At 63.8% G+C, this 24,001-nt stretch carries 18 protein-coding genes; 11 read left to right on the top strand and 7 right to left on the bottom strand.

Annotated features, from left to right (window positions below; translation table 11 throughout):
- Positions 1-6: 6 nt before the first annotated feature.
- From VQ045_RS08160 to VQ045_RS08145, 4 genes are all read right to left on the bottom strand, one after another.
- Positions 7-1,779, bottom strand: coding sequence for a DEAD/DEAH box helicase (locus VQ045_RS08160; protein ID WP_327646621.1), 1,773 nt, complete (start codon positions 1,777-1,779; stop codon positions 7-9).
- A 169-nt stretch (positions 1,780-1,948) separates the two neighbouring features.
- Positions 1,949-2,320, bottom strand: coding sequence for a response regulator (locus VQ045_RS08155; RefSeq protein ID WP_327646622.1), 372 nt, complete (start codon positions 2,318-2,320; stop codon positions 1,949-1,951).
- Between the two features lie 4 nt (positions 2,321-2,324).
- On the bottom strand, positions 2,325-4,790 hold the full coding sequence (locus tag VQ045_RS08150) for a hybrid sensor histidine kinase/response regulator (protein WP_331829769.1): 2,466 nt from the start codon (positions 4,788-4,790) through the stop codon (positions 2,325-2,327).
- 303 nt (positions 4,791-5,093) lie between these two features.
- Positions 5,094-8,996: a PAS domain S-box protein gene (locus VQ045_RS08145; RefSeq protein ID WP_331829768.1), complete on the bottom strand. Its 3,903-nt coding sequence runs from the start codon at positions 8,994-8,996 to the stop codon at positions 5,094-5,096.
- Positions 8,997-9,499: 503 nt separating this feature from the next.
- Here VQ045_RS08145 and VQ045_RS08140 point away from each other — a divergent pair.
- The 4 genes from VQ045_RS08140 to VQ045_RS08125 all read left to right on the top strand — a co-directional run bounded on the left by VQ045_RS08140 (position 9,500) and on the right by VQ045_RS08125 (position 13,651).
- Positions 9,500-10,390, top strand: coding sequence for a sugar ABC transporter substrate-binding protein (locus tag VQ045_RS08140; RefSeq protein WP_327623469.1), 891 nt, complete (start codon positions 9,500-9,502; stop codon positions 10,388-10,390).
- Positions 10,391-10,543: 153 nt separating this feature from the next.
- Positions 10,544-11,680, top strand: coding sequence for an ABC transporter permease (locus VQ045_RS08135; RefSeq protein WP_327646625.1), 1,137 nt, complete (start codon positions 10,544-10,546; stop codon positions 11,678-11,680).
- Between the two features lie 2 nt (positions 11,681-11,682).
- Complete coding sequence (locus VQ045_RS08130; RefSeq protein WP_331829767.1) at positions 11,683-12,462, top strand: ATP-binding cassette domain-containing protein; 780 nt, start codon at positions 11,683-11,685, stop codon at positions 12,460-12,462.
- A 172-nt stretch (positions 12,463-12,634) separates the two neighbouring features.
- Complete coding sequence (locus VQ045_RS08125; RefSeq protein ID WP_327623452.1) at positions 12,635-13,651, top strand: LacI family DNA-binding transcriptional regulator; 1,017 nt, start codon at positions 12,635-12,637, stop codon at positions 13,649-13,651.
- Here VQ045_RS08125 and VQ045_RS08120 read toward each other — a convergent pair.
- The 3 genes from VQ045_RS08120 to VQ045_RS08110 are packed head-to-tail and all read right to left on the bottom strand — an operon-like array spanning position 13,617 to position 16,838.
- Positions 13,617-14,795, bottom strand: coding sequence for a Gfo/Idh/MocA family protein (locus VQ045_RS08120; RefSeq protein ID WP_327623453.1), 1,179 nt, complete (start codon positions 14,793-14,795; stop codon positions 13,617-13,619). The genes VQ045_RS08125 and VQ045_RS08120 overlap by 35 nt on opposite strands.
- A gap of 10 nt (positions 14,796-14,805) precedes the next feature.
- Positions 14,806-15,699, bottom strand: a complete 894-nt coding sequence (locus VQ045_RS08115) for a sugar phosphate isomerase/epimerase family protein (RefSeq protein WP_331829766.1) — start codon at positions 15,697-15,699, stop codon at positions 14,806-14,808.
- Between the two features lie 23 nt (positions 15,700-15,722).
- Positions 15,723-16,838 carry a Gfo/Idh/MocA family protein gene (locus tag VQ045_RS08110; RefSeq protein ID WP_331829765.1) on the bottom strand — a complete coding sequence of 372 codons (1,116 nt, stop codon included), beginning with the start codon at positions 16,836-16,838 and terminating at the stop codon, positions 15,723-15,725.
- 128 nt (positions 16,839-16,966) lie between these two features.
- Between VQ045_RS08110 and iolD the strand changes: the two genes are divergently transcribed.
- The 7 genes from iolD (at position 16,967) to VQ045_RS08075 (ending at position 23,911) form a co-directional block, all read left to right on the top strand.
- Entirely contained in the window at positions 16,967-18,838 is a 1,872-nt protein-coding gene (iolD, locus tag VQ045_RS08105) for a 3D-(3,5/4)-trihydroxycyclohexane-1,2-dione acylhydrolase (decyclizing) (RefSeq protein ID WP_331829764.1), read from the top strand.
- Positions 18,838-19,818: a 5-dehydro-2-deoxygluconokinase gene (iolC, locus tag VQ045_RS08100; protein ID WP_331829763.1), complete on the top strand. Its 981-nt coding sequence runs from the start codon at positions 18,838-18,840 to the stop codon at positions 19,816-19,818. The genes iolD and iolC overlap by 1 nt, the downstream gene beginning before the upstream one ends.
- 11 nt (positions 19,819-19,829) lie before the next feature.
- The gene (locus VQ045_RS08095; protein ID WP_331829762.1) at positions 19,830-20,672 is read left to right on the top strand and encodes a 5-deoxy-glucuronate isomerase; all 843 of its coding nucleotides are present in this window, start codon (positions 19,830-19,832) and stop codon (positions 20,670-20,672) included.
- A complete protein-coding gene (locus VQ045_RS08090; RefSeq protein WP_331829761.1) occupies positions 20,669-21,508 on the top strand; it encodes a class II fructose-bisphosphate aldolase in 840 nt (279 codons plus the stop codon). The genes VQ045_RS08095 and VQ045_RS08090 overlap by 4 nt, the downstream gene beginning before the upstream one ends.
- A 104-nt stretch (positions 21,509-21,612) precedes the next feature.
- A complete protein-coding gene (locus tag VQ045_RS08085; protein ID WP_331829760.1) occupies positions 21,613-22,659 on the top strand; it encodes a YeiH family protein in 1,047 nt (348 codons plus the stop codon).
- Positions 22,660-22,947: 288 nt separating this feature from the next.
- Entirely contained in the window at positions 22,948-23,493 is a 546-nt protein-coding gene (locus VQ045_RS08080) for a hypothetical protein (protein WP_331829759.1), read from the top strand.
- Between the two features lie 25 nt (positions 23,494-23,518).
- Positions 23,519-23,911 (top strand): hypothetical protein, encoded by a 393-nt coding sequence (locus VQ045_RS08075; protein WP_331829758.1) that lies wholly within the window; start codon positions 23,519-23,521, stop codon positions 23,909-23,911.
- Positions 23,912-24,001: the final 90 nt, after the last annotated feature.

Here is a 24,001-nt window from a genome sequence, read left to right as displayed (position 1 = left end):
TGGCGTTCAGACCTTCGGGCGTTTGGGGCGGCGCGGCTTGCCCTGGGGCTTATCCGAGGTTGGGGCGCCGTCCTGGCGCTTGCCTTGATAGGGCTTCTTGCCGCGCGGCTTGCCCGACGGCCCCCTGCCCGCGCGCGCTCCGCCATCGCCGGGTGAATCGGTCATCGAGATCGTGATGTCGTCGCCGTCGCTGACCTCGGCCGCGGCGGCGAATTTTTTGGCGACACTCTCGCTGATCTCGACCTTGGTCTCGCGGTCGAAGATCTTGATCGCACCGATCTCTTCGCGGGTGATCTTGCCGCGCCGGCACAGCAGCGGCAGAATCCATTTTGGATCGGCATTGTTGCGCCGGCCGACATCCATGTGGAACCACACCGTGGGGCCGCCGCGCACGTGCTCCTTGCCGCGCCCCGGCGTTCGGTCACGACCGGCCGCGTAGTCCTTGCCGGCCTTCGGATCGGGGCCGAAGCCGGGATCGAAGACGTCCTCCGGCGACGGCAGGCGCGAACGATAGAGCCGCGCCAATGCCGCAGCGATCTCTTCGGGCGATCGTGTCGCCAGCAAATTGCGGGCGGCGGCCAGATCGTCCTCGCTGGCTTCCTGGGTCAGGATCGGATCGGACAACAGCCGCTGTTCGTCCAGCCGGCGAATGTCGTCGGCGGAGGGGGCCCCGCCCCATGTCGCCTGGATCCGGGCCTCGGCCAGAAGCCGCTCGGCTTTGCGGCGTCGCGAAATCGGCACCAGCAGCACCGACACGCCCTTGCGGCCGGCGCGGCCGGTTCGACCGCTGCGGTGTTGCAGGGTTTCGGCGTCGCTCGGCAGATCCGCGTGGACGACGAGGCCGAGGCTCGGCAGATCGATGCCCCGCGCCGCGACGTCGGTGGCCACGCAAACCCGCGCCCGCCCGTCACGCAACGCCTGCATGGCCTGATTGCGCTCGCTCTGGCCAAGTTCGCCGGACAGCGTCACGGCCGAGAAGCCGCGCTCCAAAAGTCCCGAAGAGAGATGGCGCACCGCCTCACGCGTGTTGCAGAAGACGATCGCGCTCGGCGCGTCTGCCAGACGCAGCACATTGACGATCGCGTGCTCCATCTCGTTCGGCGCGATGCGGATGGCGCGATACTCGATATCCACATGGCCGGCGGCACCGCGCGTCGCCTCGATGCGCAGCGCGTCGCGCTGATAGCGCTTGGCCATGGTGGTGATCGTCTTCGGCAGGGTCGCCGAGAACAGCAAGGTGCGGCGCTCGCGCGGCGTCGCCTCGAGCAGGAATTCCAGATCCTCGCGGAAGCCGAGATTGAGCATCTCGTCCGCCTCGTCCAGGACAAGGGCCTTGAGCCCGCCGATCCGCAGCGCGCCGCGCTCCAGATGATCGCGCAGGCGGCCGGGCGTTCCCACCACGATGTGGACACCATGGGCCAGCTTCCGTTTTTCGGCACGCGGGTCCATGCCGCCTACACAGGTCACGATCTGCGCGCCGGTTTGCGCATAGAGCCAGGTCAGCTCGGTGGTGACCTGCATCGCCAATTCGCGCGTCGGCGCGACGATCAGCGCCAGCGGCTCGCCGGCCGGCCCCAGCCGCTCCGCGTCACCGAGCAGCGTCGAGGCGATCGCCAGGCCATAGGCGATGGTCTTGCCCGATCCGGTCTGCGCCGAGACGAGGAGATCGCGCTCTGCCGCCTCCGTCTCCAGAACCGCATCCTGGACGGGCGTCGGGTCTTCGTAGCCGCGTTCCGCGAGAGCGCGGGCCAGCGGGGGGCTCGTTGGGCGAAACGCCATGGGGCAGTCCTTGCATAGTGTCGGTCGCGGCATCGCATGGAGCATGCGACGTGCGCCCCGGCGCGTTTGCGCGCTTTGCTATGGCACAGGCCGTTACCAGGCTCAATCGACGCGGTATTCGCTCTTCCGCACAATCAGGCAGGAAGCGGCCGGCTCTCGGACGATGCGATCAGCTCAGATAGCGCTTGACGTCCTCAGCCAGCGACATTGGATCGAACGGCTTGGCGATCAGGCCGGCCGCCCCGAGCGAGAGAAAGCGCTCGACCTCGTAGCTCTGGGTTCTGGCGGTGATGAACACGACCGGGCACGAGGCCGTCCTGTCGTCGCTCCGGAGGGCCTTGAGGGTTTCGGGACCGTCCATTCCAGGCATCATCACGTCGAGCAGGATGAGGTCGGGCTGCCACGCCGGCGCCGCCATGAGCGCATCGGCCCCGGAGGAACAGGTTCTCACCTCGAATGCCGGATCCAGCTCCAGCGACATTTCCGCGACTTCGCGGATATCCGCCTCGTCATCGACATAAAGGATACGGTATTTCGACATAGGCTCACGCGGCCCCCTGCTTGATGAGATTATTTTGCTTCGACCGCTTGAAGGTCAGGGATTTGATCAATCTGGCCATCGATACCTCCGACGTCTTCGTTTTGGTCATCGCGGCATGCACTCTCGACGCCAGATCGTCGTCGATCTCGTAGGCCGAGAAGATGACGATCGCCGTATCGGCGGGGATGTCGCTCAGCAGACTTGCCCCCGTGCCGTCCGGAAGGGAAAGATCGAGAATGATGAGATCGAAGTGCGCGGCACCGAGTTTCTGTCGCGCTTCCGCGACCGTCCGGGCGCCGGTGATATCGACCCCGTCGCCAAGGCTGGCGGAAATCACCTGCAAAACTCCCTCATCGTCTTCCACATGCAGGATTTTAGGGCCGGCTCTCAAATCGTCCGCCGCGATATCTCGGATGACGGACGTAAGGCGATCGGAGTCGATCGGCTTCGCAAGCCAGTCCACGATGCCGACTGCCTGGCCATTCAGTGTTTTCCGTGTCTCGTCGGCGATGGCTGAAACGACGATCACCGGCAGATCGGCGCAGCGATGCATCGATCGCAGTTCATCGTAGAGCGCAATGCCGGACCCTCCGCCAAGCTTGATGTCGAGGGTCATCGCCATGTAGTGGTTCTTGGTGAGATAGGCCCGCGCTGTTGCCACATCGGGCGCGATATCCGTCGCGATTCCCAGTTCGTCGATCATATGCGCGATCACCGCCGCGACATCGGCGTCGTCTTCGCAGATGAGGATGCGCTTTCCCCCGGTGACCCGGCTGAAAACCTGGACAACTTCCTCGCCGCTGGTTTTGGCGCCTCGCGCCTCCGGCAGATCCACATGGAAGATGGTGCCGACACCAACCTCGCTGTCGAATGAAAGCTGACCGCCAAGGCGTTCGACGATCGCCTTGGCAATGCTGAGCCCCAGACCTGTGCCGCCCTTCGCGCGGGTGTCGGAGGCGTCGGCCTGCTCGAACTTGCCGAAGATCCGCTCTCGGAAGGCTTCGGGAATTCCGGCTCCCCCGTCCTTGACCGAGATACGAAGATAATCCGTCGAACGGGTTAGGCGCACCTCGATCTGGCCGTTCTGCGGCGAAAACTTGATGGCGTTGGAAAGTAGATTGGCAATCAATTGATGGAACCGGTCCGGATCGACGACGGCCACGGCTCCAGGTGCCTCATCCTTGATCTCGATGGAAACGCCGCGATCGCTGAGATAGTCCCGGCTCGCTTCCACGGCTTCCTCGGTCAGCGAGCGAAGCTGCAACGGGCGGGGCGCGAACGGCATGTTACCGGTTTCGATCTTCTCGATGTCGAGGATGTCGTTGATCAACCGGACGAGGCGTTCGCTGTTCGAATGGGCGATCGCGATGAGCTTTGTGGCCTTGGACGACATTTCGCCGGCCGCTCCGGCGGCGACCAGGCCGAGCGAACCGCGAATCGAGGTTAGGGGTGTGCGCAATTCGTGACTGACGGTGGAAATGAAATCGTTGCGGAGCTGCTCGTTACGCTTTTCTTCGGAGATGTCGAACAGCGTTCCGTCCCACACCAACGTTCCGGTCTGGTCCCGGCGCGGTTCGGCCGAGGCCCGCATCCAGAGCATCCGGCCGTCCGGCCGGGTGAATTCGGTCTCGATCGTCCAGGGAGCACCGCTTTCCGCCGATTGCGCGAGCAACAAGGAGAGCCGCTGCATGGTCTTCGGGGGCACCATCCCGGTCAGCATCTCTGGCTTGGCGAGCGCCTCCTCCGCCGAAATGCCGATCACGCGCTTCGCGCCGCCCGACAGGTATCTCAGTCGCGGCGTGTTGCTCGACGTGAGCGCCATTTGAAAAAGGACACCGGGCGCGTTGTTAGCCACCGCCTTCATCTGAGCCTGGCTATCGAGCAGCGCCGCCAGAGCCCAACGGCGTTGCTGTTCCCTCAGAAAGAGGATGCCGAAGACGATCACGCCTAAAAGATTGGTCGGCACGACGTAGGAGAGGATTTTGACGGCAATTTTCGGGTCGCTGATGGGCAGGAGAAACGTAACGCTAAACACCGGCACCGCAGCTGCCACGGTCGCAACGGCAAGAATAATCGTGAAATCGAGACGACCCTTTTTCCTGAAGTGAATCCAGAGCCATCCGAGAGTTGCGAATACGGCGACCAGCGTGATGCTGGCCACCCCGGTTAAAGCCCCTGCTCCGCCTTCCGATACACGGAAGATCGACAGCGTGAGCACGGTGAAAACGACGCTGACCGGCCCGCCGATGATCGCGGACAATGCGATCACGACATTCCGGGCATCGATGAAAATGCCGGGCGCGGGACTGACCGGCGATAACATGCTGATGAGGCCGGTCAGGCTGAAAACGATGCCCAAGAGTATGCTCTTGAGCCAGAACATTCGGTCGAGCCGATCGCCGATGAAGTTGACGCACAAAACCGCAAGCGTGATGACTGAGGCGCTTTCGATCAGATTCACGACTGGCATTGTGACGGTCTCGTGTAGTTGGTGGTCGAAGGAGGCATAAACGCCGTCGATCTTGCGGAACGATCGGTCATTTGGACCGCGTCGCCGGAAGGTTGGTGTGCCGCCCGGCATTCAGCCGCGGCATTGGGATAAGCGGTAAACGATAACTGGCTCTGTGTGATCGCGCGGTGCCATTTCTACCACGAGCCAATTCACCGCCGATCGTGCAGCCCCATCGTCCATGCGGTCCTGCAGAGCGGTCGCTCATCTCTGTCAGCGACTGCGGAACCGGGTGGCGCGGTGGGCAAATTCCATTGCTGTCGATCACGCTCTGGCGCCGCCGTAATGCACGACTTCCGGATCTTTCCCACCTTCCGCGATCATCAGAATCGTGTCCACGATCTGATCGTCCGGCGTTCTGGATTTCACCAGGCTCTGCCGTATGCGCGGATCCTTCTTGGAAAGATCGCTGGCCGACAAGACGATAACCGGCACGCCGGTGTCGGCCAGGCGCTCGTGATCGAGCAACCCGAGGCCATCCCCGTCCGGCAGCTCCAGGTCGATGATCACGAGATCGAATTCCTGGTCGTCAAGCCGCTGCCTCGCGCTAGCACAAGTTGCCGCATTTATCAGCATCACGCGATCCTTCAGTGAGGCGGCCAGTACCTCGCTGAAGTCCTTGTTGTCTTCGATATGAAGCGCTTTCGGCAGGTTCCGAGTGGCGTCGGTCAACGCGCTGTTCTCAATAGCCAAGACATCCGCATGCGACCGCATATCGAGAGCGGGAAGTTCGATCCAGAAGGTGGAACCCTCGCCGGCTTGACTGTCGAACCCGATGGTTCCCCCCATTTTTTCGATGAGCTGCTTGGAGATGTGCAAGCCCAGGCCCGTGCCCCCCTTCTCGCGCGTCGCCGAGCCATCGGCCTGTGAGAATCGGCTGAAAATCCTCGACCGGAACTCCGGCAAGATCCCGGTGCCATGATCGACGACCGAGACGCGCACGGTCTCGCCGAGGACCTCGAGGCGCACATCGACCGTGCCGGAGCGCGGTGAGAATTTGGCGGCGTTCGACAGGAGATTGGACAGGACTTGCTGGAGCCGCGCCTGATCAACATCGACAAAAAACTCGGCTTTCGGCCGCTCGAACTCCAGGGAAACGTCGAACTGTTCGGCGTAGGCCTCGTTCGCCTCGACCGCCTGAGCGACCAGGGATCCAAGCTCCTCGGCCTTCCTTTCGATATGCATGCTTCCGTCCGCGATCTTTTCGAGATCGAGGATGTCGTTGATGAGAAAGATCAGCCGCTCACAGTTTTTATGCGCGATCGTCAAGAGTCGCTGCACGTTGGTGGGAAGATCTTTTGACATCGCGCCGACGACGAGACCGAGAGAACCGCGGATCGAGGTCAGGGGCGTTCGCAACTCGTGACTGACCGTGGCGATAAACTCGGTCTTCACCCGATCCATTTCCTTGCGGTCGCTGATATCCTGGATCTGGGAAATGAAATATTCCGGTTTGCCCTCGGCGTCCTTCGGCAGGGAGACGCTCAACTGCCCCCAAACCGAATGGCCATCCTTGTGGATATACCGTTTCTCAAGCTGATAGGTCTGGATGTCCCCGCTCAGAAGCTGATCGACGAGCACGAGGTCGGTTTCCAGATCGTCGGGATGGGTGATCGACTGGAAATCCAGTTGTCGGAGTTGATCTTCGCTGTAGCCGAGCAGCTTGCAGAGCGCCTCGTTGACCCTGAACCATCGTCCATCGAGGTCGACCAGGGCCATCCCGACGGGCGCATGCTCGATGGCGGAGCGCAGCTTTTCCTCGCTTGCTCGCATCGCGGCTTCGGCAGACTTCAATTCCGTGATCTCGGTCTGGGTGCCGATCATCCGCAAAGCGGTTCCATCGGAAGCGCGTTCGATAACGATCGCATCGGACCGCAACCAGATCCACTGTCCGTCCTTTCGGCGAATCCGGTACTCGGACTGGGAGCGCGGCGCCCGGCCCTCCATGCAAGCGTCGTCGGCGGCCTTCACCGTAGCGATATCGTCGGGATGGATGCGGGACAGCCATTCCCGCTGAGCATCGATTTCTTCTTGGCGATCGAAGCCAAGCATCGACTTCCAAGTATCGGAGACGAATGACGTCCCGCGCGTCAGGTCGATATCGAAAACGCCGATACTGGCGCCTTCGAGCGCAAAGTTCCAGCGTTTCTCGGCTTCTTCGAGCGCCAGGGTGACGCGTCGCTGCACGGTGACGTCGCGGATGATGGCGGTGTATCGCAATTCGCCGGCTTCGGTGAACCAGTCATTGAGTTGCACATCGAGAAACAGTTCGGCGCCATCCTTCCGCCTGGCTTCCACCAGATTGGGGAGACGGTCGGTTTCCGGCTCCTGCTCGCCACGCTTGTGGAACTGGGCAAGGCTGCTCGCGTCGAAGCCATCGAGCAAGCGCGCGATCGGACCCCCGACGACTTCGTCGGCGGGAAAGCCAAAAATCAGCTCGGTGGCGCGATTGGCCGAGCGCACCTCGCCATTTCGGTCGAGCAGGATGATGGCGACGACGGCGGTGTCGACGATGGAACGGTTCTCATGTTCGCGGGCAGCGATCTCCCGCGTCTTCAAGGCGACAGTCCGCCGGATGGACGCTTCGCGACGGACGTAGGAAATCTGCAACGCGCCGAACAGCGCCGACAGAGCGATGCCGCCGAGAAGGACCAGCAACGGTTCCCCGCGGGTCACGCTCGCCTCGAACGCCGGCGTGCTTTCCCAGACCACGGTCCAGCGTTGCTCCATGGCCGAAATCACCTTCGTGATCTTGTAGGCCGCCGGCGCCGCGGTGCTGTCGCCGGCTTTGCTGGAGAAGATAAGCTGATCGCCGTTCGCGACCTCGCCGTCATAGACCGTCAGGTGAAGGTTGGTTCCCTGGCTCGACGTCAATTCGCCGAGAAACCGATTGCTGATGAAGGGAGCGTATATCCAGCCTCGAAAAGCTTGCCTGCGGGCCGCCACTGAATCGAGGCGCGGGCCATTGCGATAAAGCGGTCGCAGCAGCAAAAATCCGGCGCTTCTGGTCGAATCCTGAACCAGGAAAATCCGTTTGGTGATCGTCGCCTTCCCGGTATCGCGAGCGGCGGCCGCACCGTTTCGGCGATTGTCCTCGAAGGCAATGTTCAGACCGAGCGCCTTTCTATTCGGCGCAAGCGGCTCGATGAAAGTGATCGCGAAAACGTCCGGTGACGGCGTATCGGGATGGACAGCGAATTCGGGTACGCCCTGGAGCCGCATACGTGCTTCGAAGGAAGCGACGTCGCCCAGGCCGATCGGCTCGATATAGCCGATCCCGTTGATGCCCGGCAGAGTCCTTTCTATGTCGAGCTCGTCGACATAGGTCCGCCATTCGTCGAGAGAGACGGTTTCGGATGCTGCGAACAGACCGGCGCCGCCGTCCAGACTGCGTTTGTAGGATTCCAGCCGATCCCGCAAAGCGTGGGCGCTGTCCTCCGCCAGCGTTTCAAATGCCGCGTGATTGCGTTCGAAGGTGATCTCGCTCGTCAACTTCCACGCATAGAAGGTCACGCCCAGCGGGACGATCAGGCTCAGCATTGCAACCATCGTAAAGCCGGCGACCGGACCACCCGACCACCGCACACTCCACGGGCGCCACGGATTGAGAAGCCCGATCGGCACGAAAATCAGAACGCCGAGTATGTCTCCTAACCACCATGTCAGCCAATTGCCGAGCAACGCATCCGCTGAGAGGATGCCACTGACATAAAGCGTCGCGACGCCGACGCTGGCGGCGACAAGACAGGCGAGCGGACCGCAGATCGCGCCGAAAAACGTGAGATCTTTCAGACCTGAAAATTGCACCGGAATGCCGAAAAACCGACGCACCAAAGTTGCCGCCAGCAATGCCTGCAATGTCGATCCGACCGCGACGAGCCCTGCGACGGTCATCGCCAGAAGGTCAGGGCTGCTTTGATGGATCCCGCCACTCACGACGACGTTCAATACGAGGGATCCGAGGAAGACGCCTGGCCAAAGCGCTCGTCCATAGAGCAACAGCCCCACCGTCGCGATTCCGGATGCCGGCCAGATGATGGTTGCGTATCCGGGTGGAACGGCAAGCTGGAGACCAAGCGCCCCGCCGAGAACATACAGCAGCGCCATGAGCGCCACGCCGCCCAATTTTCGCCTGCTCAAGATCGACATGTCAGGTAGCGCGCGCATAAGCGGGTACTCGATTGCAATGGGCGCCGACCGTAGCCCTACAATACTTAAAGACTTCTCATCATAACGCGACGATCGTAATCATAACGCTTCGATCGTGAATGTCCGTATGCTTACGTTACGAATAAACCGCAATTTCACCTTGAATATTACGTGAGCCGTCGCGAATTCGCGGGATCGACTTGAATCGCTGTCATGCGCACAGCCTGGCCAAACCCTGACCTGCCGGAGGGCCGCTCCCCGCCTTCTCCGCGCGGCGGCCGAACGGTTGATCTGAAGGGAGCCGCGCCCCTCTGCATTCACCTCGCCGCCGAGCGAAGTTTTGCACGTCAGCAAGTTTTGCAACCGGTTGCAAAACTATCTCGCTTGTGTTTGTCTTGGATCAGCGACCCGAACCGGTTGGCCGTTTCCGTTCGCGAAAAACAGGGAGGACGATCACAGTGAAAAAACTCATCTCGAAATTCCTTGGCGCGACCTTCGCCGCTTCGCTGGCGGCGACCGCCATGGTCGGAGCCGCGCAGGCGGAAGGCGAGCGTTTTGTGCTGGTCAGCCACGCGCCGGACAGCGACAGCTGGTGGAACACCATCAAGAACGCCCTCGCCTTGGCCGGCGAGCAAATGGGCGTCGAAGTTGAGTACCGCAATCCAACGACGGGCGACATCGCGGACATGGCCCGGATCATTGAACAGGCCACGGCCACGAACCCCGACGGCATCATTACCACGCTGGCCGATCCCGACGTCCTGAAGGGGCCGATCGAGGATGCCGTCGCCAAGGGTATTCCGGTCATCATCATCAACTCCGGCACACCGGAGCAGGCAGCGGAACTCGGCGCGCTGATGTATGTCGGCCAGCCCGAATACGATGCCGGCCTCGCCGCAGGTCAGCGGGCCAAGCGGGACGGCGTCGCATCGTTCCTTTGCGTGAATCATGTGGTGTCGAACCCGGTCGTGGGCGAACGCTGTCGCGGCTTCGCCGACGGCCTCGGGGTTGACCTCGGCGATTCGATGATCGATTCCGGCCAGGACCCCGCCGAGATCAAGAACAAGGTCATGGCCTACCTGTCGGCCAATCCGGACACCGACGCGATCCTGACCTTGGGGCCGACGTCCGCCGACCCGACGATCGAGGCGGTCAAGGAAAACGGCATGGCCGGCCAGATCTACTTCGGGACGTTCGATCTCGGCACCGAGATCGTGAAGGCGATCAAGGACGGCACGATCCAGTGGGGCATCGATCAGCAGCCCTTCCTGCAGGCTTATCTGCCCGTGGTCGTGCTCACCAACTACAAGCGCTACGGCGTTCTGCCGGGCAACAACATCAATTCCGGCCCGGGCTTCGTCACCAAGGACGCCTTGGAGATGGTCGAGAAATACGCTGGCGAATACCGGTAGAGCTTAGGCCGGCGCGGCCCTCGGGCCGCCTCGCGACACACCGCATCGCGGCGCCGAAATCGGCGCCGCGATCTCACCAGATCGAAGGAACAATGGGACGCACGCCATCCGTGCTCCATCGGTTCGACCGCTGACGCGGTTGGGAGGAGAGACATGGCCGATCAACCGTCGCCTCAAGTGCAAGCCACCCCGGATGTGGACGAGCGGATCCGCAAGCGCTCGCCGCTTCGAACGGCCCTCATGCGGCCTGAACTCGGCGCGATCTGCGGCACCATCCTCGTTTTCTTCTTCTTCATCGGCGTTGCCGGCGACAGCGGCATGTTCGCCCCCGAGGGCATCGTCAACTGGGGCGTCGTCTCGGCCCAGTTCGCCATCATCGCCGTCGGCGCCTGCCTGTTGATGATCGCCGGCGAGTTCGATCTCTCGGTCGGCTCGATGATCGGCTTTTCCGGCATCGTCATCGCGTTGGTCTCGGTGACGGGCGGCTATCCGCTGTGGCTCGGTATTCTGGTAGCCTTCGCCTGCGCAATCAGTATAGGCGCGCTGAACGGCTATCTGGTCGTCAAGACCGGCCTGCCGTCCTTCATCGTCACTCTCGCCTCACTCTACATCCTGCGCGGCCTGACCATCTTCGCGGCCATCGTCACCACTCGCAAGACCATCATCGGCGGCATCAGGGACGTCACCGAGGGGGACCCGTTGGCGTGGCTGTTCGGCGGAACGCTATTCAAGGGCCTGTTCGTCTGGTTGGCCGATATCGGAATCGTCGGCAAGTTCGTCGCCGGCAGCCGGGCCGGCCAACCCATCGTCGACGGCGTCCCGATTTTGATCGTCTGGGCGCTCGGCCTGATCCTCTTCGGCCATATCCTGCTCACCCGCACCAAATTCGGCAACTGGATCTTCGCGTCCGGCGGCGATGCCCAGGCGGCACGCTATGTCGGCGTACCGGTGAACCGGGTGAAGATCCTGATGTTCATGTTCTCGGCCTTCTGCGCCACGGTCTTCGCCACCTTGCAGGTGATCGAGTTCGGGTCGGCCGCCGCCGACCGCGGCCTGTTGAAGGAGTTCGAGGCGATCATCTCGGTGGTGATCGGCGGCGCGCTTCTGACCGGCGGCTACGGCTCGGTGGTCGGCGCGGCGCTCGGCGCGCTGATCTTCGGCGTGGTGCAGCAGGGCTTGTTCTTCGCCGGCGTCGAGAGTTCGCTGTTCCGGGTCTTCCTCGGCGGAATCCTGCTGATCGCTGTGATCCTCAACACCTACATCCGCCGCATGATCACGGGGGAGCGCTGACCATGTCCACACCATTGATCGAACTCGTCGATATCGAAAAGCATTTCGGCCCGGTCATCGCGCTGGCCGGCGTGTCGCTGTCGATCATGCCGGGCGAATGCCATTGCCTTCTGGGCGACAACGGCGCCGGCAAGTCGACCTTCATCAAGACGATGTCGGGCGTCCACAAACCGTCGGCCGGAAAGATCCTCGTCGGCGGGAAGGACGTTCATTTCACCAGCCCGCGCGACGCCATGGCCGCCGGCATCGCCACCGTCTACCAGGATCTGGCGATGATCCCGCTGATGTCGGTCACCCGCAATTTCTGGATGGGTCAGGAGCCCGAAAAGAGCGTCGGGCCGTTCAAATTCTTCGACTTCGACAAGGCCAATGCCATCACCATGCAGGAGATGGCGAAAATGGGTATCCGCCTGCGCGAGCCGACCCAGGCGGTCGGAACGCTCTCGGGCGGCGAACGCCAGACGGTGGCGATCGCCCGCGCGGTCTATTTCGGCGCTGAAGTCTTGATCCTCGACGAGCCGACCTCGGCGCTCGGCGTGCGCCAGACCTCCAACGTTCTGGCGACGGTCGACCGGGTCCGCAAGTCGGGGATCGGCGTCGTTTTCATTACCCACAATGTCCGCCACGCCATGGCCGTCGGCGATCGCTTCACGGTGCTCAATCGCGGCAAGACGCTCGGCACCGCCAAGCGCGGCGAGATCAAGGCCGAAGAGTTGCAGGACATGATGGCGGGCGGCCAGGAACTGGCAGAACTGGAAGGCACGCTGGGCGGGACTGTGTAAGATCGCGAGCGCCCCGACCCCGCGTCGACACGGCCCAGACGATGGTAGCTCGCGCCAGCCTGCCCTCATATAAGGGCCGTCCATCGACATTTGCGGGAGTCGGGGCGGCGACGTCGAGCGGGGACCCGGCCGGCTGGATTTTTCCGCCTAGGATAAGGGAAACAACCGCTGAATGGCAGTAACCCTCAAGGAAGTGGCGGAACGCGCCGGGGTCTCGCGCTCGGCCGTGTCGCGCGCCTTCACGGAAGGCGCCTCCGTCTCCGTCAAGACCCGTCGCAAGGTCGCCAAGGCAGCAGCGGAGTTGGGCTACAGCCCGAATTTGTTCGCCAGCAGTCTGACGACCCGGCGCACCAAGCTGATCGGCCTGGTTTCCAACAACTTCCACAACCCGATCTTCCTGCAGGTCTTCGATCTCTTCACCCGCGGGCTTCAGGATCGTGGCCTCCGGCCGTTGCTCGTCAATCTGACGGACGAGACGGACCCGGAGAACTCCGTCCGGATGCTGCGGCAATATTCGGTCGATGGCGTAGTCGTCGCCTCCTCCACATTGCCGCCCCGCTTCGCCCATGCGTTTCGCGAAGCCGGCGTGCCGGTGGTTCATTCCTTCGGCCGCTATTCGAGCGCGCCCGAGGTGCACGTCGTCGGCATCGACAACCGCTACTGCGGCAAGATGGCGGCAGATTTGCTGGTCGCCCGGGGCTATCGCCGGATCGGATTCATGGGCGGCCCGGCGACCGCCACATCCACACAGGATCGCCTCGCCGGCTTCATCGCGGCGATGCAGGCCCATCCAGACGTTGCCGTCAGCCACAGCTACGCCGCCGCCTATTCCTTCGACGCCGGGCGGCAGGAGATGGCACGGCTGATCCGGGAAGAACCGGCGGAGGCCTATTTCTGCGGTGACGACGTCCTGTCGATCGGCGCCTTGAGCGCGATCCAGTCCGCCGGCCTGTCCGTGCCCGACGACATCGGCATCATCGGCCTCAACGACATGGAAATGGCGCGGTGGGAGAACATCAATCTCACCACCATCCACCAGCCGATCCGCCAGATCATCACCTCGTCGATCGAATTGATCGTGGCGATGCTCGAGGAGCCGGACCGCTATCCCGAATCCCGGCTGTTTCCCTGCCGGATCGTCGAGCGGGGAACGCTCAGACCGCCTGCGGCAGAGGCACACGAAACATAGGCGGCCGCGCGTCGACCCAGGCGCCCTGCCGGCCGGAAGAGGCGACCGCGCCATGCACGGCGGCCATGGAACGCAGCCCGTCCTCGGCACGCGGGTAGAGACCAGCGGCCGGATCGGGCGACCGGCCTTCCTTCTCGGCGCGGATGATTTCCGCCAGATCCGAATAGATGTTGGCGAAGGCCAGCGGCATTCCTTCGGCATGGCCGATCGTCACCCGCGACGCGCGATCGGCTTCCGGCGACAATCCGGCCTCGCCGCGTTCGATCGTCTGCACCCGGCCGCCGAGCGGCGTCCAATAGAGCTGGTTGGGTTGCTCCTGCGCCCAGCGAAGGCCGCCACTCTCGCCGAATACCTGCAGTGTCAGGCCGTGCTGGCGGCCGATGGCGACCGACGATGTCCACAACCGGCCGACCGCGCCGCCATCCATGCGGAAATTGACCATGGCGTCGTCCTCGAGCGTCCGGCTATCGATACAAGAGGCGAAATCCGCCGACAGCGTCTCGACCTCCTGGCCGGTGACGAAGCTTGCCATGTGCAGCGCATGGATGCCGCAATCGGCGAACTGCGCCGACACACCGGCCTGCGCCGGATCGTAACGCCAGCGCACGCGCGGATTGTCGGCATCGGCCGCGTTGGCATGATGGCCGTGCGCGAATTCGGCGACGACGAGGCGCACCCGGCCGAGATCGCCGCGCGCCACCATCGCCCGCATGTGCCGCACCAGCGAATAGCCGCTGTAGCCATAATTGACCGCGCAGATCCGTCCCGTCGCGCGGGCGGTTCGGACAATCTCCTCGCCCTCCTCGACGGTCATCGTCATCGGCTTTTCGCACAACACGTGGAAGCCGGCTTCGAGGAAGGCTTTGGTGATCTCGTAATGGGTGGCATTGGGGGTCGCCACGGTGACGAGGTCGACTCGGTCGTCGCGATCGCGCTCACCCGCCAACATCTCCCGCCAATCGCCATAGGCGCGGTCGGGAGCGATACCGAGGGTCCGCGCATAGGCCCGCCCGGCATCCGGCACATGGTCCAGCGCCCCGGCGGTGAAGGCGAAGGCGCCGTCGAGCCCGGCCCCCAGCCGGTGTGCCGGCCCGATCTGACTGCCCGCGCCGCCGCCGACCATGCCCCAGTTCAGCTTGCTCATGGCGTGTTCCTCAATTGAAACCGATCGATTCCAGATAGGCGCGGTTGGCCGCCGCGTCGTCGACCGGCGAGGTATCGCCCGCCGGGTCGCAGTCCTGCTCGACCGTGCACCAGCCTTCGAAGCCGGTATCCAGGAGAACCTGGCGCACGGCGGGAAAATCCACATCGCCCTCGCCAAGATTGCAGAAGATGCCCTGCCCGCAGGCGTCGTAGAAGCCGGTGCGGTTGGCGATCGCGGCGGCCTTCACCTTCGGGTCGATGTCCTTGAAATGCATGTAGGAGATGCGGCCGATATGGCGCCGCATGAAGGCCACCGGATCGAAACCGGCATAGGAATGATGGCCGGTGTCGAAGCAGATCTTCAAGATGCCCTCGTCCACCTCGTCGAGGAGACGCTCCAGTTCCGGCTCGAAGTCGATGAAGCCGGCCGCATGGGCGTGCATCCCGACGGTCAGGCCGTATTCCTCCGCGCCCATTCTGGCGATGGTGCGGATTCGGTCGACGAATGCCTTCCACTCGGGGGCGTCCATCTGCTCGGCCTCGCTCGCGCGGCCGGCGGTCGGCGCCCGGCGCGGCGAAATCGAATCGATCAACACCAGATGGCGCGCGCCATGGGCGCTCAGCGCCTTGCAGGTTCGCACGGCGCCGTCGCGCACATCGTCCCACTGATCCGGATCGTGAAACGCCAGGAACACGACGCCGCCGATCAGTTCCAGATCGTGCCGCGCGAGCCCCTCGGACAGCAAGGCCGGGTCCTCCGGCATGAAGCCCACCGGGCCGAGCTCGATGCCCTTGTAGCCAGCCTCCGCGCATTGGCTGAGCACCGTCTCCCAGGCCGGATTGCGCGGATCGTTGGCGAATTCCACGCCCCAGGAACAGGGGGCGTTGCCGATACGGATGGTCATGGTCGGATAAGCCTTTGCCAAACTCAGAAACTATCGAGCGACTGCCAGGATTTCGCCTGACTCGACGCCATTGCAGCCGCGACGACGCGGTTGACGTCCATGCCATCGCGAAAGGTCGGGAAGACCGGTTCACCCGTCGCGATCGCGGTGAGAAAATCCTTGGCCTCAATGATGATCTGGTCCTGATAACCGGTGCCGTGCCCCGGCCCTTGGCAGAACCCCGCATAGTCGGGATGCTCGGGACCGGTCAGGATCTTCGTGAACCCGCGCCGCTCCTCCGGGCCGTCCATGCGATAGAGCCAGAGCGCGTTCTGGTTCTCCTGATCGAAACGGATCGCGCCCTTGGTGCCCGTGATCTCATAAGCGTAGCCCATCTTGCGACCGGTCGCGACGCGGCTGAAGAACAGATGCCCCATCGCACCGTTCTCGAACCGGCACATGATCTGCGCCTGATCGTCATTGGTGACGGCCTCGTCACCGCCCGGACCCGGACGGGTGGCATGGACGGTCTCGACCTCGGCGATCAGGTCGCGGATCGGACCAGCCAGCGCCAGCGCGCCATTGATCATATGCGGCGCCAGATCGCCCATCGTGCCATTGCCCGCACCGCGCGTGCGCCAGGTCGCCGGAGCCTTGGGGTCGGCGTAGAAATCTTCCGTGTGCTCGCCCCGGAACCAGGTGGTGTCGCCGATCTCGCCGGCGTCGATCAACTGGCGGGCAAATTGCGAAGCCGGCGTGCGGATGTAGTTGAAGCCGACCATGTTCGCCGCCCCGCAGGCCTCCGCCGCCGCGACCATGGCCCGGCTGTCCGCCAGCGACGCGCCGAGCGGCTTTTCGCAGAACACCGGCTTTCCGAGGGCGAACGCCGCTTCCGCTATCGCCCTGTGAGTCTCCTGCGGCGAGGCGATGACGACCGCCTCGACCGCCGCGTCCGTTACCAGCGCGCGCCAATCCGACGTGCAGCGCGCGAATCCGAACGCCGCGCGATAACGCTCCGCCGATTCAGGGCTCGTGGCGCAGACCATCTCCAGCCGTGGGCGCAGCGCCGTCTGGAAAACCGCGCCGGCGGCCTGCATGGCGACCGCGTGCGCCTTGCCCATATAGCCGCCGCCGACGATACCGATGCCAATTGGGGTCACGGGTGATCCTGCCTCAAAAAGAGGTTTGCAACCGGTTGCAAAACACGTAACCTCAATAGCGGTTGGCCGGTCGTTCGACAATCGGCTTCTGAAGAAAATTTCACGCCGACCCACCAACGGAGGAAAGCATGCGCGCAGGAAGCGAAACGGTCCGTCTGACCACAGCGCAGGCCGTCATCCGCTATCTGGCCAGCCAGTACATCGATATCGACGGCAGCGAGAAACGTCTGTGCGGCGGTGGTTTCGCCATCTTCGGCCATGGCAACGTGACCTGCCTCGGCGAGGCGCTGTACGACCACCGCGACGAACTGCCGGTCTATCGCGGCCAGAACGAGCAGAGCATGGGCTTTGCTGCGGCCGCCTATGCCAAGCAGCAATTGCGCCGGCGCTTCATGTTCTGCACCGCCTCGGCCGGGCCGGGAACCAGCAATCTGTTGACCTCGGCCGCGCTCGCCCACGCCAACCGCCTGCCCGTGTTGATGCTGTGCGGCGATACCTTCATTACCCGCCTGCCCGATCCGGTGCTGCAGCAGCTGGAGCATTTCGGCAATCCGTCGCTGGGGCTCAACGATGCGTTCAAGGCGGTCTGCCGCTATTGGGACCGGATCACCCATCCAGCCCAGATCATCCAGTCGCTGCCCGCCGCCATCGCCACCATGCTCGATCCGGCCGATTGCGGCCCGGCCTTCCTTGCCCTGCCGCAGGACGTCCAAGGCTGGACTTACGATTATCCTGTCGAATTCTTCGACAGGATGGTGCATCGCATCCGCCGGCAGGCCCCGGACTTGTCCGAGATCGCCGATGCCGCGGCGCTGCTCAAATCGGCGAAACGGCCGATGATCATCGCCGGCGGCGGCGTGCAATACTCCCGCGCGGTGGCGGAACTGACCGCCTTCGCCGAGGCGCACGCCATCCCCGTGGTCGAAACCATCGCCGGGCGCGCCAACATGCTGGCGACGCACCCGCTCAATATCGGCCCGATCGGGGTGACCGGCTCCAGTTCCGCCAACGCGATCGCCGAGAAGGCGGACGTGATCCTGGCCGTTGGCACGCGGCTGCAGGATTTCACCACCGGCTCCTGGACGGCCTTCGACAAGAGCGCCCGGCTCATCTCCATCAACGCCGCGCGTCATGACGCCGGCAAGCACCGCTCGCTACCGGTGGTAGGCGACGCGAAACTTGCGCTGACGGCACTGGGCGAGGCGCTTGCGGAGTATAAAGCGCCAGACGCATGGACCGACACGGCCAAGGCCGAGCGCCACGCCTGGGATGCCTATGTCGCCGACAATGTGCGGCCCGGCAACCGGCCGAATTCCTACGCTCAGGCGATCGGCGTCGTGAACGATCTCTGCGACCCGCGCGACCGGATCGTCACCGCGGCCGGCGGCCTGCCGGCGGAGATAACGGCCAACTGGCGCACTCTCGACATCGGCACCGTCGATGTCGAATTCGGCTTCTCCTGCATGGGCTACGAGATCGCCGGCGGCTGGGGCGCGCGCATCGCCCAGTCGGAGACCGAGCCGGAGGCCGACACCATCGCCTTCGTCGGCGACGGATCGTACCTCCTGATGAACTCCGACATCTATTCCTCGGTGCTGACGGGCAAGAAGCTGATCATCCTGGTGCTCGACAATGGCGGCTTCGCGGTGATCAACAAGCTGCAGAACAACACCGGCAACACCTCGTTCAACAACCTCATCGCCGACTGCAACATCGCGGTCGAGCCCTTCGCGGTGGATTTCGAGGCGCACGCCCGCGCCATGGGCGCCGAGGCCGAAACGGTCGCCAATCCGGCCGAACTGGCGGAAGCCTTCGAGCGCGCCAAGGCAGCCGAGCGGACATCCGTCATCGTCATGCGGGTCGATCCCCATGACGGCTGGACCGCCGAGGGCCATGCCTGGTGGGAGGTCGGCACGCCCCATGTCACCGACACCCCGCGTATCCGCGCCGCCCATGTCGAGCAGGAGGCCGGCCGAGCGCGACAGCGCAGAGGCGTATGATGGATCGGATCGCGCGCGTCACGCGCAACGACTTCGTCATCGTCGGCCGGGCCGGCATGGACTTTTACCCCGACCCGCCTGGCACGAAGACCGAAGAAGCTACGCGATTCGTCGCCTGCCTCGGCGGCTCCTCCGCCAATATCGGTGTCGCGATCACCCGTCACGGCGGTCGTGCGGCGCTGGTGACCTCGGTTTCGGATGATGCGATCGGGCGGTTCTGCCTCAACGAGCTGGCGAAATACGGCGTCGATTCCCGCCACGTCCGCTCGGTCGGCGGCGAGGCGCGCAACTCGCTGGCCGTCGTCGAAAGCCGGGTCGAAGACCATCAGTCGGTGATCTACCGCAACGGCGCCGCGGATTTCCAGATGACGACGGAGGACGTCGCGGCTGTGGACTACGAAGCCTATGGCGCGTTGATCACGACGGGCACGGTCTTCGCCGCCGAGCCGTCGCGCGGCGCGGCGTTCCACGCCTTCGACCTGGCCAGAAAGGCCGGGCTGCCGCTGATCTTCGACATCGACTACCGCCCCTATTCCTGGCCCTCGCCCGACGTCGCTTCGGAGGTCTATTCGCGCGCTGGCCGGCTCTGCGACATCGTCATCGGCAATGACGACGAGTTCGGCTTCATGGCCGGCGGCAAGGATAAGGGCCTCGCCAAGGCGCGCGAACTGGCACGCAGCACCGCCAGTATCGTCGTCTACAAGATGGGCGAGCACGGCGCGATCACGATCACGCCGAACGAGGAATTCCGCACCGGGATCTACCCCGTCACGGCGCTGAAGCCGACCGGCGCGGGCGACGCCTTCATGGGCGGCTTCGTCGCCTCGCTCGCCCAGGGCCATGAGTTGCGCGACTGCGTCCTGCGCGGCTCCGCCTCCGCCGCGATCGTCGTGTCGCGGGTCGGCTGCGCGCCCGCCATGCCCACGACGGCCGAGTTGGAGGCTTTCCTCGCCGGCCACCCCGGCCCGACCGATTCCTGAAAGGAAAGCCGATGCATATCGCGCCCTATGACAACCGCAACAAGCCGATCGTCGATATCGACGACGCGCTGGTTCCGCTGAACTATTTCAACATCGTCAAGCTGACCAAGGGCCAGGCCTTCGAATATCGCGTGCCGGGCTATGAGACCTGCATCGTGCCCGCCACCGGCACCGTCGACGTGACGGTCGAGGGCGAGGCCTTCGCCGCGCTCGGGACACGCGGCGACGACGTCTGGGACGGCGAGCCGGAAGGCGTCTACGTGCCGACCGGCGCGACCGCCCAGATGGTTTGCGTATCGGACGCGGCGGAAGTGTTCGTCGCCGGGGCTAAATACGACAAGGTCCTGTCGCCCTTCGCCGTGCGCGCCAACGAATTGGACAAGGTGCAATACGGTTCCGACGACACCAAGACCCATCGCAAGATCAAGCACATCCTCGGCCAGAAGCAGCACGACAAGGTCGGCCGGTTGCTGGTCTCCGAACTCTACACCGTCGGCAAGGGCGGCTGGTCGGGCTTTCCCAGCCACAAGCACGACACCGATCGTCTGCCCGACGAGACGCGGCACGACGAGACCTACAATTTCCGCTTCCGCCCCAATCACGGCTCCGGCGTGCAGATGCTCCAGCGCGAGGACGGCAAGCCGGGCGACGCCTACCATATCGTCGACAGCTCGACGATCTGCCTCGACAAGGGCTACCATCCCTGTGCGGTGCTGCCGGGCTACGAGATGTATTATTTCACCATCCTCGGCGGCCTCAGCCAGCGCAGCCTGGTGCAGTATTTCCAACCGAGCCATGCCGACCAGCTCGAAACCATCCCCGGCATCAAGGACATGATCGCGAAGTTCAAATGACGCTGGCAACGCTTTCCCAAGTTCTGCAACCGGCGCTTAAGGGCGGCTACGCGGTCGGCGGCCTCGTCGTCCTCGGGTGGGAGGACGCCCGCGCCTATGTCGCGGCGGCCGAAGCGGAAAACGCCCCCGTCATCCTCCAGGCCGGTCCCGGCTGCCGGGCGCACACCCCGCTTCGCGTCCTCGGCGCGATGTTCCGAACGCTGGCCGAAGGCGCCAGCGTTCCGGTCGTGGCGCATCTCGACCACGGCTATACGGAAGACGAGTGCCGCGAGGCGATCGACTGCGGCTTCAGCTCGGTGATGTTCGACGGCTCGCGCAAGCCGCTCGACCAGAACATCGCCGAGACCGCCCGCATCGCCGCGATCGCCCATGCCGCCGGGGTCTCGATCGAGGGAGAGATCGGCTTCGTCGGCTATTCCCAAGGCGAGGCGTCGGCTGGAACCACGCCCGAAGAGGCCGCCCGCTTCGCCGCCGAGAGCGGCGTCGACGCCATGGCGGTTTCCATCGGCAACGTGCATCTGCAACAGGAAAAGGCCGCCGAGATCGACCTCGACGCGCTGCACGCCATCGAGGCCGTCACCGACCTGCCGCTGGTCATCCACGGCGGCTCGGGCGTTCCGGTCGCCATACGCAGCCGGCTGGCGCGCGAGTCGAAGATCTGCAAGTTCAATATCGGCACCGAACTGCGCATGGCCTTCGGTCAAGCGCTGCGCGAGGCGGTCGACAGCGACCCCAAGCGCTTCGACCGTCTGGCGATCCTGAAAGACACTGAAGCGCCGGTCCGCGACGCCGCCCGCGCCGTCATCCGGACGCTCCGCGGCCCGTCGCCGAAATAGACACCCGCGACGTACGGGTTCCTATCGCCGCCGGTTTGTGTAACGTCCGATCGGCTTTGTCGGGGGGCGGAGCCGAGTCGCGTTGCAGGGGGGGAGAGGCAGCCATGACCGCAAGCGAGGACACCGCGCCGGAGGCCGCCGAAAAACCCGCGCCGACCTTTGCGACCCGACTGCGGGACTATGCGCCGGGTGTGCTGGTTGCGGCGACGGTCGCCGTCGCGGCGAAGTTCCTGTCCGAACATTACGGCGCGCCGGCCATGCTGATGGCGCTGCTGCTCGGCATCGCCCTGAACTTCCTCACCGAGGAAGGCAAATGCGCGGCGGGCATCAACTTCACCGCCAAGACGATCCTGCGTATCGGCGTCGCGCTCCTCGGCGTGCGCATCTCCGTCGCCCTGTTGATCGGCCTCGGCCCCGGCCTGATCGCGCTGCTGGTCGCCGGCGTCGTCGCCACCATCCTGTTCGGCTTCGCCGCGGCGAAGCTGCTCGGCCGCGGCTGGCGGTTGGCGCTCCTGACCGGCGGCTCGGTGGCGATCTGCGGCGCCTCGGCGGCCATGGCGATCGCCGCCGTCCTGCCGAAGAACCAGTACTCCGAGCGCAACCTGATCTTCACCGTGCTCAGCGTCACCGTGCTCAGCACCGTGGCGATGATCGTCTATCCGCTGCTGATCCCGATCTTCGGGCTGAAGGACCAGGCCATCGGGGTGTTTCTCGGCGGCACCATCCACGACGTCGCCCAGGTCGTCGGCGCCGGCTTTTCGGTTTCCGACGCGGCCGGCGAGACCGCCACTTTGGTCAAGCTGATCCGCGTCACCATGCTGGCGCCGGTGGTGCTGGTGTTCACGCTGGTGTTCCGCGCCACCCACAAGAGCGAGGCCGAGGCCGGCAAGCGGCCGCCGCTGATTCCGGGCTTCGTGCTCGGCTTTCTGGCGCTCGCCGCGCTCAACTCCTTCGGCCTGATCCCGAAGCAGGCCGCCGACATCACCGCCGACGTCTCCGGCTGGGCGCTCCTGTTCGGCATCGCCGCCGTCGGCATGAAGACCGCGCTGAAGAGCATCCTTTCCGTCGGCCGCGAGGCCGTGCTTCTGGTCGTCGCCGAAACCGTCTTCCTCGCCGCCTTCATCCTCATCGGCATCAAGTATCTCGGCTGAGCGGACGCCTTGCGTTGAACGGTCGTCACCGTCTTTTTTCAGCATGATTTTATCCCCGCCCCGCCGCGCTCGCATAGCCTGAACCCGTCACGAGACGGGGAACGGCGCGGATGGAGCAAGGAAACGCAAACAGGATCGGCCCGGATTCTCTGGGAGAGCTTCGCCGAGGCTTCGCGGCCCGCCACGGGAATAGGGGTGGTAGGGTCGGACGACCCTCTCACGTCTTCTCACACCCGAACTTTTCGCGGTAAGCAGAGGATCATGAACGCTTCAGGGGATCAGCGCTCAATGTTTCAATTTCTCATTGCGTCCTTTGATCTCACAAGGCTGCTTGCCGTTGCAGGGCTCTGTATCTCTCTCGTCAGTTTATACGTTACCTGGCAGAATCGCCGGCTAACCTTAGCACAGGAAAGGCGTCGCTTTCCCCGCATCATCCCGACCCTAGTCCACGGCTACTACCAAGATAGTAATGACAATATTGGGCGCCTCTATGCCTTCCAAATCACGGTCAAAAATCCGACCGACAGCAATAACGCCATCGTAGCGGCAGATCTCTCGATCAGATACCTCACCGCCGATCGCATGCAGATGACGATGAAGCTCAGGGCAAATGAGCCGTTGGCCAAATCCTTTGTGAGGGATCAGGAGGAAGCGCTCGCAGTTCCGACCGCGATCTCAGCCCACAATGCCCTTTCAGGATGGCTCCGCTTCTACGCGCCCGCCGTCCTGGTTAATCGCGAAATCGAAGCCTATCGCCTGACACTCACCGATACCCATGGCGAAACCGCCAGTGTGGTACCCATCCTCGTTCAGGAGTACCGGGATGAGACTTAGACTGCGCCGACACCGACGCATCCCTATGCAGACCGCTGAGGAAGCGCAGGTCGCGCCGATCGTAGGCGATGCCGCAATTGCAAGGGTTGAGATCGGTCACGGCCGTCTCATCCCCCTCATAATCATCGACACTACAAAACGGCCTGACCTCGCAGAAGTCATCACGGCGCAGGCGCATCTACCCCCAGGTGACGTCATCATACAATGGGGTTCGCTAGCCAAACGTTACGGTCGCATCGCACTCATTTTGACGTTTCAGCGTCCGACCGAGCGCTCGGCTGTTATTGAGTTCGATGTCGCCACACAAGGAAACCTCGTCGAACACATCCTTCAATCCAACGCTCTTTATATTCAAGGCGGGAAAGTCGGCGACCGCCTAAAGCATGATCTCAACCGGCCTAATACCAACGGGCGCTGATCAAGACCCATGCGCCCAATCTCGCATTCCGATGGACGTGATTTTCCAGGGCTGATCGACGAGCTTGTTCCAAGCTGCGCAGCAGTGGGC

The sequence above is a fragment of the Aurantimonas sp. E1-2-R+4 genome (assembly GCF_036549515.1).
GTDB classification, from domain to species: Bacteria; Pseudomonadota; Alphaproteobacteria; order Rhizobiales; family Rhizobiaceae; genus Aurantimonas; species Aurantimonas coralicida_A.
Note: the sequence above shows the minus strand (reverse complement) of the source record. Positions and strands in the feature narration are given on the sequence as shown.

Coding starts and splice junctions, on each gene's coding strand:
- VQ045_RS08120 (WP_327623453.1), bottom strand. CDS start 14,795: ATGAGCAAGCTGAACTGGGGCATGGTCGGCGGCGGCGCGGGCAGTCAG.
- VQ045_RS08160 (WP_327646621.1), bottom strand. CDS start 1,779: ATGGCGTTTCGCCCAACGAGCCCCCCGCTGGCCCGCGCTCTCGCGGAA.
- VQ045_RS08095 (WP_331829762.1), top strand. CDS start 19,830: ATGCATATCGCGCCCTATGACAACCGCAACAAGCCGATCGTCGATATC.
- iolD (WP_331829764.1), top strand. CDS start 16,967: ATGCGCGCAGGAAGCGAAACGGTCCGTCTGACCACAGCGCAGGCCGTC.
- VQ045_RS08145 (WP_331829768.1), bottom strand. CDS start 8,996: ATGCGCGCGCTACCTGACATGTCGATCTTGAGCAGGCGAAAATTGGGC.
- VQ045_RS08125 (WP_327623452.1), top strand. CDS start 12,635: ATGGCAGTAACCCTCAAGGAAGTGGCGGAACGCGCCGGGGTCTCGCGC.
- VQ045_RS08090 (WP_331829761.1), top strand. CDS start 20,669: ATGACGCTGGCAACGCTTTCCCAAGTTCTGCAACCGGCGCTTAAGGGC.
- VQ045_RS08130 (WP_331829767.1), top strand. CDS start 11,683: ATGTCCACACCATTGATCGAACTCGTCGATATCGAAAAGCATTTCGGC.
- VQ045_RS08080 (WP_331829759.1), top strand. CDS start 22,948: ATGTTTCAATTTCTCATTGCGTCCTTTGATCTCACAAGGCTGCTTGCC.
- iolC (WP_331829763.1), top strand. CDS start 18,838: ATGGATCGGATCGCGCGCGTCACGCGCAACGACTTCGTCATCGTCGGC.
- VQ045_RS08115 (WP_331829766.1), bottom strand. CDS start 15,699: ATGACCATCCGTATCGGCAACGCCCCCTGTTCCTGGGGCGTGGAATTC.
- VQ045_RS08140 (WP_327623469.1), top strand. CDS start 9,500: ATGGTCGGAGCCGCGCAGGCGGAAGGCGAGCGTTTTGTGCTGGTCAGC.
- VQ045_RS08075 (WP_331829758.1), top strand. CDS start 23,519: ATGCAGACCGCTGAGGAAGCGCAGGTCGCGCCGATCGTAGGCGATGCC.
- VQ045_RS08155 (WP_327646622.1), bottom strand. CDS start 2,320: ATGTCGAAATACCGTATCCTTTATGTCGATGACGAGGCGGATATCCGC.
- VQ045_RS08135 (WP_327646625.1), top strand. CDS start 10,544: ATGGCCGATCAACCGTCGCCTCAAGTGCAAGCCACCCCGGATGTGGAC.
- VQ045_RS08085 (WP_331829760.1), top strand. CDS start 21,613: ATGACCGCAAGCGAGGACACCGCGCCGGAGGCCGCCGAAAAACCCGCG.
- VQ045_RS08150 (WP_331829769.1), bottom strand. CDS start 4,790: ATGCCAGTCGTGAATCTGATCGAAAGCGCCTCAGTCATCACGCTTGCG.